We start from the raw sequence: 16,152 nt of genomic DNA, 5'->3' as shown, positions 1-16,152 counted from the left end.
GTGGGTACACAACTGGTGGATAAGCACGTAATATCCTTAAAAATCCACTATTTATGCGGTTTGTCCACCTATAAAACCCAATTGTCCACCCAATATAATCCGGTTAATTGTACTTTTGCCACTGAAAAAGGATTTAAGAATTTTAAATAACCTATTTGAATAGTAAACAAACAACCTAAAGGCGTTAAGTTATGAAGTTAAGAAAAACTTTACTTTCGTTTGCTTGTGCTATCATGGTGGCATTAAGTTTCACTGCTTGTGGTGATGATTGGGGCCGACAGGACGATCCTGCTGGCGGACAGATTTACCCATCTAAGACAACAGTGGCAACTTATGACTTTGAGTATTCAGAAGAGAAACCTGAGTATTCAGACATGATAAGTCACGATGAGTCATGTGAGGTGACCAATGATGAGACCCTCGCAAGTAATGTATTGCACATCAATGGTAAGGGTGGTGCCAAGATTGCCAATCCTTTCAATGGTGTGAAGTTGCAAAATGGTGCTGCCATCACTTTCGCTGTAAAGATTGATGCAGCCGTAGCTGAGGACGGAACAGTCGCAGATGTAGACTTGACCCGACCTCTTATCTCATTTGGTTCAGATGAGAAGGATGCTGCTGGTAATGATATCAGTGCTCACTTCTATATCACTGCCAATGGTCAGGTGGTTTACAACAAGCCTACCCAGTTGCAGAGTTTGAACCTGAATGAGAATGACCCTGCTTCTGTGAAGACAGGTATTCTCTCTCCTAATGAGTGGCATTTCGTAGCCCTTCAGCTTTCTACTGAAGGTTACCAGCTTTACGTAGATGGTAAGAAGAGCCTTTCTGGTTATCAGACATCATCAAGTGCTACCTCTTTCCAGTACAAGACCTTGGTTGATTCCATCAACTCTTTACCTTATATATATATAGGTGGAGACAGCAAGTTGACAGCCGAAGAGACCAACACCGTATCTATCGACAATGTTACCCTGATCCGTAACATGATGGAAGAGAAGGATTGGAACAAGACCATTGGTGGTAATGGTGGTGGTGATGAAGCTTTCAAGAATGTAGAGTTTGTGAAGGAGGATGGTACTCCTACTACCGAAATCGGTACTTCTGATTGCTCTGCTGCTTGGTGGACAAGCTTCTCTGACTACTATCGTATTCCTGCAAATGGTTCAATTCACTTGAAGTTTACCAACCATACATCAGGTGCTGGCAACTGGAACAACTGGAACCTCTGTTTGAGTACAGATGATGTACGTAATGGTGGCAAATACTTAGAGTACTTCGTTATCCGTAGCGATGCATATGGTTGGGGTAGTTCCTATGCCTCTGGAAAGTGGGATAATGAAGGTTATCCTGCCAATGATGATGAATGGGCTGTGTTCCGTCAGGATATGGAGGGTGCCAAGGTAGATATGACCATTTCCCGTTCTGGTACAGATATCAAGGTAGTTGCAGTGGCAACCTGTACAAATGGCAAGGTTTACACCGAAAGATTCACTGCTCCTTGTAATGATGCCAATGAGGTTCTCCGTGCCTTCCTGATTGTTGATGGTTCTTATCTTGTCATGGATACCAACGAGTGTCAGGCACAGACTGCTGTAGAAGTTACAGCCAGCGAAATCGGAACTTCTGATTGCTCAGCCGCTTGGTGGACACAATTCTCTGATTACTTCCAGATTCCTTCCGGTGCTTCATTGCACCTTGGTTTCACAAACCATACATCAGGTGCTGGCAACTGGAACAACTGGAACCTCTGTGTCAGCACCGATGATGAGCGTGCTGGTGGTAATTATTCAGAGTATTTTGTTATCCGTAGCGATGCATTTGGCTGGGGTGGTTCTTATGCCTCAGGAAAGTGGGATAATGAAGGTTATCCAGCCAATGATGATGAGTGGGCTGTGTTCCGCCAGAATATGGAGGGCGCCAAGGTAGATATGACCATTTCCCGTTCTGGTACAGACATCAAGGTGGTAGCTGTAGAGACCTGTACTAACGGCAAGGTTTACATCGAGAGATTTACTGCTCCTTGTAGTGATGCCAATGAGATGCTCCGTGCCTTCCTGATCGTTGATGGTTCTTATCTTGTGATGGATCCTGCAGCTTGCTATATTGGAAAGCCTTTGTATTAAACGGAGGCTGAACTTCAACAATAACATAAATAGAATAAACAATGAACAATAACATATTGCATAAGTTATTCTTGACCCTGACACTGGTGCTCCTTACTTTAGGAGCATCAGCACAGGTTACCGTATCTGGTAATGTGTCAGATGAATCGGGTGAGCCTATCATCGGTGCTACTGTTATGGAAGCATTGACAACCAATGGTGTTGTTACTGATTTCGACGGTAACTTCAAGATTCAGGTGAAGAACGAGAACGCTACTTTGAAGATCTCTTATATCGGTATGGTTGCTCAGAACATCCGTGTAGGCAATCAGCGTAATATCAAGGTGGTTCTCAAGGACGAAAGTCAGAAAATCAATGAGGTCGTAGTCGTTGGTTACGGTCATCAGAAGAAGGAGAGTGTCGTAGGTGCTATCTCTCAGGTTAGTTCAGATGACCTCTTGAATACCCCTACAGCCAACGTAACACAGGCTATTGCCGGTAAGATTCCAGGTGTTGTAACAACCCAGGTATCTGGTGCTCCTGGTGCCGATGACGCTACCATCAACATCCGTGGTCGTGCTACCTTTGCTGGCGACGGCGCTCCATTGGTCATGGTAGATGGTGTAGAGCGTGCTTTCTCTCAGGTGGCTCCTGATGATATCGAGAGCATCTCTGTATTGAAGGATGCTTCTGCTACAGCCGTTTATGGTGTGCGTGGTGCGAATGGTGTCATCCTCGTTACTACTAAGCGTGGTAAGGATATGAAGCCAGAGGTTAGTTTGACCAGCAACTTTATGTGGGGTACTCCAACCCGTAAGCCACACTATCTGAATTCTTACGACTCTGTAACTCTCCTCGAGGAGGCTCTGAAGAATGATGGTCTTCCATCACAGTATTCAGCTTCTGATATCGAAATGTACCGCAAGAGCTGCGCCGGCGAGTTGACTGGTGCTGATGCGCTTCTCTATCCTAATGTAGATTGGTATGATGAGGTGCTCAATAACTGGGCTCCTTCTCAGCGCTATAATGTAAGTGTACGTGGTGGTACGAAACGTATGCGCTATTATGTATCTGGTGAAATGTACAACCAGGGATCTTTGATCAAGAACCTCAGCCAGGATGTCTACGGCAACTCTTCAAGCCCTGGTTACAACCGTTACGCTTTCCGTGCCAACATGGACTTCTTCCTCTCTAAGGATCTGACATTCAGCGTAAACTTCGGTACACGTTTCGAGAACCGTCATGGTTCTAACACCAACGAGAGTTCAACCAACTATGATATCTTCGCACGTATCAACCATACTCCAGGTTGGATCTTCCCTGTATCTTACGAGGTACAGAATGGTGAGACTACCAAGACTCTCTATGGTGGTACAGCCGTATATCAGGACAACGTAGTGGCTGCCCTTGCCAAGGGTGGATACTATCGTGGAACCAATACTATCAATGAAACTAACTTCATCGCAGACTACAAGATGGACTGGTTGACTCCTGGTCTTTCTGCCCGTGGTATGGTTTCATTCGACTACGATTCTTATTATAAGAAGACATTCGGTGCAGCTTTTGCAACTTATGAGTTGAACGACCGCAACAACTTTACCAGTGCAGATGCTTATACCAAGTATAATGTAGATGGCGACCTGGCCTACTCTAAGGCTTCTTCTACTACATACAAACTCTATATGGAGGGTCAGATCAACTACGCCCGCAAGTTTGGTAAGCACGACGTTACAGGTATGGTACTTTACAACCAGAACGACTACCGTTACAATTCAGACCTGGCTAAGCGCTATCAGGGTCTCGTAGGTCGTGTAACTTACGGTTATGATGATAAGTATTTGGCTGAGGTTAACGTTGGTTACAACGGTTCAGAGAACTTCCTCAAGGGCAAGCGCTTCGGTTTCTTCCCTGCCTTCTCACTCGGTTGGCGTGTAACTCAGGAAGAGTTTATGAAGTCAACAGAAAACTGGTTGAACAACTTGAAGATCCGTGCATCTTACGGTGAGGTTGGTAACGACGTTTATACCGTAGGTGGTGTAGCTCAGCGCTTCCTCTATGAGGAGAAGTGGAACCAGATTACTAACGATTACTACTTCGGTAACAAGGGTCAGACTGGTATCTTCGAGAGCCAGTATCCTAACTATGGTGTAACCTGGGAGCGTGCCAAGAAGTTCAACGTAGGTCTTGAGTTCGGCTTGTTCAACGGTATGCTGACCGGTAACTTCGACTACTTCGTTGAGAACCGTAACAACATCCTGACCGAATACTTGAGCCGTCCACAGTGGGTAGGTGTAACGATGGCAGCCGGAAACCTCGGTAAGACCCAGAACAAGGGCTACGAGTTGGAACTCCATCACTTCAACCACATCGGAAAGGACTTCACCTATAATGTAGGTGTAACCTTCTCTCATGCAGCCAACAAGATTAAGAATATGGATGAGCCTGCTTACAAGACCGCTTACCGCAAGCGCGAAGGTCACCCAATCAACCAGTACTTCGGTCTGGTATGCGAGGGTTTCGTAACACAGGCCGACTTGGATAATCCTGACTTCCCTGTATCAACCTACGGAAACGTAAAGGTTGGTGACCTGAAGTACAAGGATATGAATAACGATGGCTTCATCGATGACCGTGATGAGACATTCATCGGCTACAGCGATATTCCAGAGAACACATACGCTCTGACACTCGGTGCCAACTATAAGGGCATCGGTTTCGAAGTAATGTTCCAGGGTGTAGACCATGTATCCCGTTACTACGACAGCGATGCGATGTTCGCCTTCCAGAACAACGGTAAGGTAAAGGATATCCACCTGAACCGCTGGAATCCTGCAAAGAGCGAGGCAGAGAACCTGGCAACAGCAGAATATCCATTGCTCCATTACGGAAGCAACGGTGACCACAACCAGCGCCAGAACTCATTCTTCCTGAAGAACGGTTCATTCGTCCGTCTGAAGAACATCGAGTTGAGCTATACATTCCCTAAGGAGTTGATCAAGCATATCGGTATGAGCAATGCCCGCTTCTACATCAATGCCAACAACCTCTTTACATGGGATCATCTCGACGACTTGGTTGACCCAGAGAGCAACGGTTCAAACCGTTACCCACTCTTGAAGACCGTCAACGTAGGTTTCAATGTCGTATTCTAATTCAAGAACATTCAAAAAGAATCGAAAATGAAGAAATATAGTATATTTGCTTTGGCACTCGTTATGGGAGCAATGACGCTCACCTCTTGCGAAGACGCCTTCGGCAATTTCCTCGACAAGCAGCCAAGCAATGAGTTGACAAAAGCTGAGGTGTTGGGTAACTTCACTCTGTTGGAAGAGAACCACAACGATACTTACAACTTCCTGCTTCACGGTGCCAACCGCGTGAACAACTCATGGATGGATGCTGCTACCGACCTGGCTGAATCAAGTATCGGTACATCAGGTACACGTACCACATTCAATATAGGTAACTATTATGGTGGTGGCGGTGCAGCAGAGTTGACTTCTCCTTGGGAGAGTCGCTATCGTGGTATTCGCAAGTGCAATATCACCATCAACACATTGGAGCAGGACACAGAGAACAAGCTTCGCCCTGCAGATATTGACGTAGAACTTTACAATTCACGTAAGGCAAACTATATTGCAGAGGCCCGTTTCCTCCGTGCCTATTTCTACTGGGAACTGTTCCTCCGCTACGGTCCGGTGCCATTGGTTACTACCGAGCTCGACCCTAATGGTGACTTGATGACAGGTTATACTGAGCGCCCAGACCTCAGGACCTTCATGGATTATCTCTTCAAGGAGGTGAAGGAATGCGAGAGCAGTCTGAAGACTTATGCAGAGACCAGCGATGCTACTTATGCAGGTGAGGTGAACCAGCCTACAGCACGTGCCCTCTATGTTCGCATGATGCTCTATATGGCAAGTCCACGCTACTCAGCACAGAGCGGTGTTACCTGGCAGCAGGCTGCAGACGCAGCTGCGGGCTTCATCGCTGACTATGGTGAGAATTATAGATTGGAAGACCGTACCAACGGTGGTGTAGCAGCCTACAACAATGCCTGGTTGCTCAACACTTATACTGACAAGAACCCTGAGGTTATCTTCTTCCGCAACGATGTAGCCATCGGTTGGAGCGGTATTTCTACCGATACTCCAGTAGGTGAAGGTGGACAGGGTGGTCTTTGCCCAAGCCAGAACCTCGTAGATATGTATGATATGGAAGATGGTTCAGCTCCTTTCAAGCAGTATGATGCAACAGGTGCTCCGGTTTATGTAAACGGCAAGCCTGTCATCAACGAAGAGAGCGGTTATACAGAGCAGAAGATGTGGAAGAACCGTGATCCACGCCTCGCAGCTACCATTCTTTACAATGGTTGTGAGTGGGGTCAGGCTACCAGCACCAAGACCAATGTCATTGATGTGGTTTATGGTCATCGCGATAATCCTATCGGCAACCAGAATGCTACTCCAACAGGTTATTATGTACGCAAGTATATTCCTGAGACCATCCTGAGCAGCAACCACAGCGGTACAGCCAAGCGCCTCTGGAAGATCTTTACCTATAGCGAACTGCTTCTGAACTATGCTGAGGCATTGAACGAGGCTGACTATGCAGGCAACAAGACACAGGTTTGTAACCTGCTCGACCAGATTCGTCATCGTGGCGGTATCATCGGTAATGTAGCCGATCGTGCAGACTTGAATTCTCAGTCAGCTATGCGCAACTTCATCCACAAGGAGCGTACCATCGAACTTGCTTTCGAGGAGCACCGCTGGTGGGATGTACGTCGCTGGAACGTAGCAGGCGATGCGCTCGGCCGTGATATCTACGGTGTAAACGTGGCAGCAGATGGCACCATTACCCGTAAGGTAGCCCAGCACCGCAAGTGGCAAGACAAGTTCTACCTCTATCCAATCCCAGAGGCTGAGGTTTGGAAGATTGGTCAGAACTTCCAGAACGATGGTTGGAAAGAATAACTCTTTTAATGATAGAATCGTATGAATAATATTCAGAATATATATAATAAGGTATCTTCATCAAGCAAAGTCTTGATGCTGAGTGCACTTCTCTGTGCTTCAAGCTCAGTCTTGGCACAGGAGCAGGTGCTCAAAGGCCGAATCGTCAACAGCCAGGGTGAACCAATCCCTGGAGCTGTTGTCAACGTGGCAGAGGAAAGCCGCATTGCCCTGACCGACAAGGAAGGTTACTTTACATTGAAGAAGGTAACTCCTAGCGATGAAATCTGCGTAAGTAGCGTAGGTTACAAGAATGCGCAGGAGAAGGTGACCACTTTTGACGGTACATACGTCATCAAGATGGAAGATGATGCTGACGAGTATGAGCATCTCGCTCCTGTTCCTTTCGGCGAGCAGAAAAAGAAAATCTTGACTGATTCCCGTTCGGTTGTTTCAGGCGAGGAATTGCAGAAGCATCCTGTTACTATTCTTCAGAATGCCTTCACCTCAACACTGAATGGTGTGGAGACTTACGAATGGTCTTCTGAGCCAGGATGGTCGGAGAGCTTCCTCTTTATCCGTGGTATCCGTACCACCAACCAGAGTGCCCGTTCTCCACTGATTATCGTGGACAACGTAGAGCGTGACCTCTCCTTCCTCGATGCTTATCCTATCGAGAGCATCACCGTACTGAAGGATGCTGCCGCTTCTTCTATCTATGGTATGCGTGGTGCCAATGGTGTGATTTTGGTTACTACCAAGCGCGGTAATGCCGGTAAGACTAAGATTGATTTCACTCAGGAAGTCGGTTTCCAGACCCTCGCCAACAAGATGGAGGTTCAGAACTCTTACAACATGGCGATGACCCGTAATCAGGTACGCTATCTGAGCGGTATGGATCCGATGTACACCCAGGAGCAGCTCGACAACTACAAGTATGTATGCGATGGTGGAACGTTTGCTGACGATGATATCCGCAAGTACCAGTACTTCAATACATCTTGGGCAGACCAGTTGTATCGTGAAGCTGCACCGCAGTATCGCACCAACCTGCAGATTAGTGGCGGTAACCAGCGTGCCCGCTACTATGTAAGCTTCTCTTACCTGCGCCAGGAGGGTATGTGGAATACCGAGGGTACTGAAATGAATGATGGTTACAGCACTCAGCACGTACTGAACCGCTGGAATCTCCGTTCTAACATCGATATCGATGTATCCAAGTATCTGAATGTATCTCTCGACTTGGGTGGACGTATAGATAACATCTCTCAGCCTACTGAGCCTGTGTTCAACCTCGTTACCTTCGGTGTAATCGAGGCAAACCCTATGGCTCCTACCCATAACCCTGACGGAAGTATCTATTCTTCATCTACAGCCAACAACCCGGTACGTTACCTGGGTGGTTCCGGTTTGGAGAAGAACCGTCGCCGTAACTTGTATTCTACCTTGAATGCCAAGTACGATTTGAGTCCTGTATTGAAGGGCTTAGGCTTGTTCGGTACTGTCAGCTTCGATGCATACGAGACTTTCGAGTCAACACAGACTGCTCAGATGGATTCATGGAACTACGACTACGATAACCTGGCGGTTACCGATGTCAGCCAGTTCAAGTATACCAAATATACAACCAAGGCAGCTTTGAGCAACCCATCAGCTAATCAGCGTGGTTACTACTACAACCTGAATCTGTTTGGTGGTGTAAGTTATAAGAACAGTTTCGGTAAGCACAATGTAGATGCCCGTGCCTTTGCCCGTTACTACCGTAATGAGGAAGCAGGTTCAGATTACTCTACCCAGCAGAGTGCATCTTCAAACCGCTATCTGGCATACAACTTCCAGGGAACATACGACTATGCCAACAAGTATATCGCATCAGTCAACCTCTCTCGTATGGGATGTGATAACTTCTCACCAGACGACCGTTGGGGAACCTTCTGGGGTGCATCAGCAGGATGGGTACTCTCTGAGGAATCCTGGATGAAGAAACTTGGTTTCATCAATCTCTTGAAGCTTCGTGCTTCATACGGTGAGGCTGGTCAGTCAACCACCGGTGCAGGCCGTTACCCATATCAGAGTATCTATGGTTCAGCTACCGGTTACGGTTTCGGTTATAACGGAACTTTTGTGAATGGTTATGCAGAGAGCAAGACTGGTAATGCCAACAGTAAGTGGGAAATCTCCAAGATGGTAAACCTCGGTATTGACTGGAACCTCTGGAACAGCAAACTCTATGGTAGCTTCGATGTCTTCAAGGAGTGGCGTTCTAACATCCTGGTATCCCGTTCAACCGTGCCAGAAACCATACTTGGTGTGCCTGTAGCACAGGATTCATATGGTAAGGTTGAAAGCCGCGGTTACGAACTCGTTCTCGGACATCGTGGCAATATCGGCAAGGACTTCAAGTACTTCATCGAGGGGCAGCTTACCTTCAATACCAACAAGGTTACCGATATCGATGAAACTGCACCAGATGTAGAGTGGCAGCGCAAGGCAGGTCATAGAATCTATGACAACACTTCGGTAGCCGAACTCTATGAGCAGGCTCAGACAGGTACCAACCGTGTGGGTGGATGGAACATCTATAAGTTCGACCAGTGGGCTTCAGATCCTAACCTGATTGCAACCTCTCAGCAGGATGCCATCGACCATCCGGAAAAGTATCCATACAACAGCTTCTCTAATGGAGCACAGCAGTTGGGTACAGCAGTATTCAAGGATATCAATGGTGACCGCGTGATCGACTCAAAGGATATGGTGCCAGATTCATACACCATCATTCCTGAGATGATTCCAACCTTCAACTTCGGTTTCGAGTATAAGGGCTTCGATGCCCGCATGATTGTGAATGCTTATCTCCGTCGTTCTGTATTCCTTTCACCGGCTATCAGCTACAGTGGTTGGAGTAACATGGGTACCCATGAGGTAACAAAGGCTTGGGGTTACTATACTGATGACCCTTCTGATCCTCGCAACGTGAATGCTACTTATCCACGTCCTGTTTATAATGGATTCGATGCAGTTGATTCAGACCGTGCTACAGGTTCTTACCAGAACAACATTTGGGTACGCAATGGTAACTTCTGGTCTATCCGTAATATTGAGGTAGGATACTCTTTGCCTGCTAAGTTGATTTCTAAGTTGTGGATGACTAAGTGCCGCGTTTACTTCAGCGCTTACAATATTGCTACCTTTAGCAGTCTGCCAGATGATGTAGACCCAGAGAAGCCATTGAGCTACTGCTGGTGGTATCCAAAGACAAAGTCATTTACATTTGGTATAAACATTGGTTTCTAATCAATTTTATCAAAAACGAATATGAAAAAGATATTAGTTAATATATCATTGGCGATGCTGGCTGTAGGAGGTATGACCTCCTGCAGCGACATCCTCGATAAGGAAGTCGACTTGACTTATACCGACGAGAACATCTACAGCAACTACGACCGTACCCGTGGTGTCTTGGCAAATGCCTATACCTATTTGCCTGATGCCTTTGCGGGATATACCGATGGTCAGTTCCGTGCTGCTTCTCGTGACTGTATGACCGATAATGCCATCTCTTACTGGAATGTGCATTACTATCACAGTGTGTTGAACGATTCATATGATGCCAAGAACCATTGGTTTGCTGAGAATTATTGGAGCAACGACCTGAAGGGCATCCGTGTCTGCAACGACTTCATTTCAAAGGCACGTGAGAGTGTCATCGGAAATGCTGAGAAGAGCGGTGACGACAACAAACTCTGCGATCGTTACAAGGCAGAGGCGCGTTTCATTCGTGCCATCCTTCATTTCGATATGATTGGCTATTTCGGTGCAGTGCCTATCGAGGATCATGTGTTGGATAATGCAGAGGCTGCTTCTATTGCCCGTACTCCAGCTCCTGAAGCATTGAAATGGGTTGCTGATGAATGCGATGCCATCATCCAGAGCGGTGCGCTCCCATTCCGTTACAGCAATGAAAATGAGAACTGGGGACGTATCAATGGTGCTGCTGTCTATGCATTGAAGTCAAGAGCATTGCTCTATCGTGCTTCTGCACTGAACAATCCTACAAATGATGTTACCTGGTGGCAGGAAGCTGCTGATGCAGCCCTCGCTTTCATCAATGCCAATAAGAGTTCTGCCAATCCTTATCGTCTGTACACTACAAGCGATAACAACCCTAACAAGAACTATTATGAGTGCTTCACCAGTACCCCTCACCTGAATCCTGAGTATATCCTCAGCCGCAGTGAGTGGAATACACGAGAAATTGAGATGTTCAACACTCCTTGTGGTTTCTCCGGTAATGTGAACTCTACCGGTCGTGTAAACCCTACACAGAATCTGGTTGATTCTTACGAGACCATTAATGGCCTTCCTATCGACCAGGATCCTTCTTACAACGACCAGGATCCATACAAGAACCGTGACCCACGTCTGGAGCAGACCATCTTCCACCAGGGAAGTATCTGGGGTGACAAGAGTCAGGACGAGGAGCGTGCCGTGGATGTATCTGTAGGTGGCAAAGACTACCAGGATCTTCATGGTGGTACCACTACCGGTTACTACTCTAAGAAGTTCGTTCACAATATGAGCTTCAAGAACCCTACCACATTCGTTACCGCTTGCCCTATCTTCCGCTATGCGGAGATTCTGCTTAATGCAGCAGAGGCATTGAACGAGGCAAAGGGTCCTGAAGCTGCCTACGGCTATGTAAACCAGGTTCGTGCCCGTGTGGGTATGCCTGCTTACAAGGGTATGACCAAGGAGCAGCTTCGTGAGCGTATCCGCAACGAGCGCCGCATCGAGTTGGCTTTCGAGGATCATCGTTTCTTCGATGAGCGCCGCTGGAAATTGTTTGATGGCAAGAGTGCTGCTACAGAGAAGAGTGAGCCACGCTACAAGCAGGTTTACAACATCTATAGCGTTGTTGTAACTCCTAATGAGAGCCAGGTATATACTTATCGCAACGATAATACCCATCCTACTCGTGCGTTCTCTTGTCCTAAGAATTATTACTTCCCAGTGCCTGATGACACTTACAAGAAGAATCCTAACTTAGGACAGAATGCAGGTTGGGAACTCTCTGATGCTCCTAAGAAGGACGACACCACTGAGGGTGGCGAGACTACTGAGGGTGAAACAACCGGCAAGTAATCTTTGTCAATATACATTATTATATTTTAGGTGAGGTCTATGGCGAAAACACCATAGACCTTCCTTGGTTTAAAAAAATCATATCTTAAACTTGAAATCGTATGAAGAAGTTATTACTTTCTGTCATGAGTCTGATGGCGATGAACGGAGCTATGGCTCAGACGCCTGTCGGCGATAATGATCTGGCTAATGCATACGCTACCCAAACGATAACAGGGCGCATCGCGGTGCACGACCCTTCTATCGTGATGGATGTTACGGGCTCTAATGCCAACAACCCTCTATATTATATCTACGGTTCGCATCTGGGCAGAGCCAAGACTTATGCTACGGGCAACTATCAGATATGGAACACCTTCAAAACAGGTGAGGAGAATGCCGGAACCAGCAACAGTCTTTTTGCTGACGTGAATGGTAAACTGATTAATTTTAAAGATGCTTACGCCACTCACGTCATCAAAAAGGTGAAGAACTATAAGGGCGAGGAGGTAGCTTTCGGTAACTTCGATGCTCATGGATGGCAGTATAAAGGACCTATCAACGTGAATGGCGCCTGGACTAACACAGCCAATACCGTAGCCGGAATGCAGTGGGCTCCTGATGTCATCTACAACAAGACCATGAAGAAATGGTGTATGTACATGAGTCTGAATGGTGATTATTGGTGCTCTACAATCGTCTGTTTCACTTCCGAAGACTTGGAAGGTCCTTGGGTATATCAGGGACCGGTTATCTGTGGCGGTTTCTCTGGTAAATTCGGTCATAATGGCTATGCTACAGCTGATGATTGGAAGAATACCGATTTGGCGATTGCTACAGAATGCACTTCGCTTCCTGCCCGCTATGCTACTCCAGGCGATGCTTATGGTGCTCACTGGGGAGAATACTGGCCAAACTGTATCGATCCATGCGTATTCTATGATGATGATGATAATCTCTGGATGAGTTACGGTTCATGGTCGGGTGGTATCTTCATGATCAGACTCGATAAGACCAATGGTCTTCGTGACTATACTTATACTTTCCCTTATCAGATAAGCGGTAAGACCGTTACTCCGGGTGCTGCCAATGCCAACTGTACCAGCGACCCTTATTTCGGCAAGAAGATTGCCGGCGGATATTATGTTTCGGGCGAGGCTAGCTATATCCAGAAGGTGGGCAAGTATTATTATCTCTTTATGAGTTATGGTGGTTTGACGGCTGCCGGTGGCTATCAGATTCGTGTTTTCCGCTCTGAGAAACCTGACGGACCTTATAAGGACTGTCTTACTTCAACGGGCATTGATGCTATGTATGGCAAGTATATCCTCAACTTCGGTGGCGATGCCAAGCGCGACGAGGGTGTGAAACTCTTCGGCAACTACCAGTGGGAAACCATGCCTAATGCTGAACTGGCTCAGGGACATAATTCAGCCATCGTAGACCATAAGGGACGAGCACTCATCGTTTACCATACCCGCTTCTTGAAAAGAGATGAGGAGCATGAGGTTCGTGTACATCAGCTCTTCGTTAACCAGGACGGTTGGCTGGTTGCTGCTCCTTACGAGTTTAGCGGCGAGACTTATACTGATAATGATATTGCTACCCAGCAGCTCTATGATGCAACAGAGGTAGAGGGTGATTATCAGATAATAGCTCATCCTTACCGTCAGAATACGGCAGCAATGGATTATGAGAAGCCTGTTACCATCCATCTCAATGCAGATGGTTCTATCTCAGGCGAGTATACCGGAAAATGGGAACTGGTGAGCGGTACAAGCTACATCAATCTTACCTTGAAGGGTGTTGCTACAGCCAATGCAGAGGTGAAGTTCAAGGGTGTGCTTACCGAGCAGACCATCGATTATACCAATATCAAGGCACTCTGCTTTACAGCCCTCAGTTCTTCTGATGGTTTGGCTACATCAGGTGGTGCCAGCTTGCAGACTCGCGGTTTGAGTATCTGGGGAAGCAAGGCTGATGCCAAGGCGGCTATCAAATATACATTGGATAAGACCAGCGTTCCTTTCGCAGATGGTGCAACTTTGAATTCTATACCAAAGCTCCCTACAGAGGGGCATCTCGGTGCTACCATTTCATGGAAGTCAAGCAATCCTTCTATTCTGACCGATGAGGGCGTAGTAAAAGGCAAGGGTAAGGTAACCATGACCATGACTGTCAGCAAGGACGGTTATGAATATACTAAGGATTATACCCTGAACATCGATGCTGAGGCAGAGGAAACTACTCCGGTTTACTATCCTGTTTCTGCACAGAAGAATACAACGAATGCCTATGCTACTAACCTGAGCCAGGATTATACTGTGAAGGCTGGCAATAAGGCACAGTTTAAGTTCTATAACTATACTGTGGGTGCAGAGTTTTACAAAAGTTGGGTATTGGGTGTTTCTAACGTAGCTCATGGCGCTGTTGGCTATAAGGAGTATGTTATGTTACGCAATGACAACTTTGAAAATATTGCCTGGAGCAACACAGGATGTGTCAGCGATTACAACTGGGATACATTTGCGAAGGATATGAATGGTTCTTTGGTAGATATGACCGTGGAATATGCAGCTACAGGCGCATTCAAGATGACTGCTGTGATTACCACAACGGATAATAAGGTGTATCATTATTCATATACAAAGACTATTACAGATAAGCCGTCTGAGATTAACGTGTTCTTTACCGGTGAGAACTCTTATATCGACGGCTCAAGCCTTTCTACAGGCATCTCGAACCCTATCATCATTCAGAAGAAGAATGATGGCAAGTGGTTCAACCTCTCCGGTCAGCAGGTAGACAAGAGCTACAAGGGTGTAGTGATTGTGAACGGAAAGAAATTTGTGAACAAGTAATTCTCTTATATATATAATAAGGTGTAATTATATGAAGATTTCTAAAATACTTTTGGGAGCAGCAATGATGATTGCTGCTCCTACTGTAAAAGGCGGTTGTCAGATGATGGCACAGAATGCTCCGCAGGAACCGATTGTGGTAGATACTCCTTTTGTTCACGACCCTGTAATGGCGTATGAGAATGGCAAGTACTATCTCTACTGCACAGGTCATGGCATCACGCAGATGACCTCTACCGACCGCAAGCATTGGACCATCGTTCCTCAGGGCGTGCTCAAGAACAGCGAGATTCCGGCATGGACGCATGATAGTGTGCCAGGTTTTACCACGCATATCTGGGCTCCGGATGTTATCCGCTTCAAGAACAAGTGGTATCTGGCTTATTCCTGTTCTACCTTTGGCAAGAATACTTCTGCCATCGGCTTGCTGAGCAATACTTCCTTATCTGATAAGGATGGATGGAAGGATGAGGGCTGCCTCGTCGCCTCTAAGGGTGATAGAGACAACTGGAATGCCATCGATCCGAATTTCATTGTTGATGAGAAGGGGAACCCTTGGCTTACCTGGGGCTCTTTCTGGGATGGCATCCAGATGATTAAGTTGGATAAGAAGTCGATGCATGTCAAGAAGGGCGCCAAGCCTCAGACCATCGCCCGTCGTTATGCCGTGGGTGATGCATCAGCAGAACCGAATCCTACCTCCAAGTTTGCCGGCACCAATGCCATCGAGGCTCCTTTCATCATGAAGCATGGTGGTTATTACTATCTCTTCGTGAGCTGGGATTACTGCTGCCGTGGCATCAAGAGCAACTATCGTGTTGCCGTGGGCAGAAGCAAGAAGGTTGCCGGTCCTTATCTGGATAAGGAGGGTAGGGACATGCGCAATGGCGGTGGTACGCTGATTCTGGAAGGCGATAAGAAAGAATATGAGGCGATGGGTCATTGTTCTGCCTACTCCTTCCCTGATGGCGATTACTTCTTCTGTCATGGTTACAGCGTAGCCAAGAATGGTGCCAGCATCCTGGTTCAGAAGAAAATCAACTGGACGGAAGATGGGTGGCTGACGCTGGAATAAAAAACATTTGTAAAATATCTTTTTAGTATGTTGCT

Annotated in this window: 7 protein-coding genes; all 7 read left to right on the top strand. The window is 46.7% G+C overall.

Features of this window, described 5'->3' with window-relative positions:
• Positions 1 to 191 precede the first annotated feature (191 nt).
• The 7 genes from KUA46_RS11450 (at position 192) to KUA46_RS11420 (ending at position 16,117) form a co-directional block, all read left to right on the top strand.
• Positions 192 to 2,126, top strand: a complete 1,935-nt coding sequence (locus KUA46_RS11450) for a glucanase (protein WP_217745586.1) — start codon at positions 192 to 194, stop codon at positions 2,124 to 2,126.
• Positions 2,127 to 2,167: 41 nt separating this feature from the next.
• A complete protein-coding gene (locus KUA46_RS11445) occupies positions 2,168 to 5,257 on the top strand; it encodes a SusC/RagA family TonB-linked outer membrane protein (protein ID WP_217745587.1) in 3,090 nt (1,029 codons plus the stop codon).
• Between the two features lie 27 nt (positions 5,258 to 5,284).
• Complete coding sequence (locus KUA46_RS11440) at positions 5,285 to 7,081, top strand: RagB/SusD family nutrient uptake outer membrane protein (RefSeq protein ID WP_218486754.1); 1,797 nt, start codon at positions 5,285 to 5,287, stop codon at positions 7,079 to 7,081.
• Positions 7,082 to 7,102: 21 nt separating this feature from the next.
• The gene (locus tag KUA46_RS11435; protein ID WP_218486755.1) at positions 7,103 to 10,354 is read left to right on the top strand and encodes a SusC/RagA family TonB-linked outer membrane protein; all 3,252 of its coding nucleotides are present in this window, start codon (positions 7,103 to 7,105) and stop codon (positions 10,352 to 10,354) included.
• 21 nt (positions 10,355 to 10,375) lie between these two features.
• Positions 10,376 to 12,202 (top strand): RagB/SusD family nutrient uptake outer membrane protein, encoded by a 1,827-nt coding sequence (locus tag KUA46_RS11430; RefSeq protein WP_218486756.1) that lies wholly within the window; start codon positions 10,376 to 10,378, stop codon positions 12,200 to 12,202.
• Positions 12,203 to 12,303: 101 nt separating this feature from the next.
• Positions 12,304 to 15,042: a lipocalin-like domain-containing protein gene (locus KUA46_RS11425; RefSeq protein ID WP_218486757.1), complete on the top strand. Its 2,739-nt coding sequence runs from the start codon at positions 12,304 to 12,306 to the stop codon at positions 15,040 to 15,042.
• 103 nt (positions 15,043 to 15,145) lie between these two features.
• The gene (locus KUA46_RS11420; RefSeq protein WP_218486770.1) at positions 15,146 to 16,117 is read left to right on the top strand and encodes a family 43 glycosylhydrolase; all 972 of its coding nucleotides are present in this window, start codon (positions 15,146 to 15,148) and stop codon (positions 16,115 to 16,117) included.
• The last annotated feature ends 35 nt before the right edge of the window (positions 16,118 to 16,152 follow it).

This window comes from Segatella copri (assembly GCF_019249765.2).
Classification (GTDB): Bacteria; Bacteroidota; Bacteroidia; order Bacteroidales; family Bacteroidaceae; genus Prevotella; species Prevotella copri_K.
The sequence above is the reverse complement of the archived record's forward strand: the minus strand, read 5'-3'. Positions and strand labels throughout refer to the sequence as shown.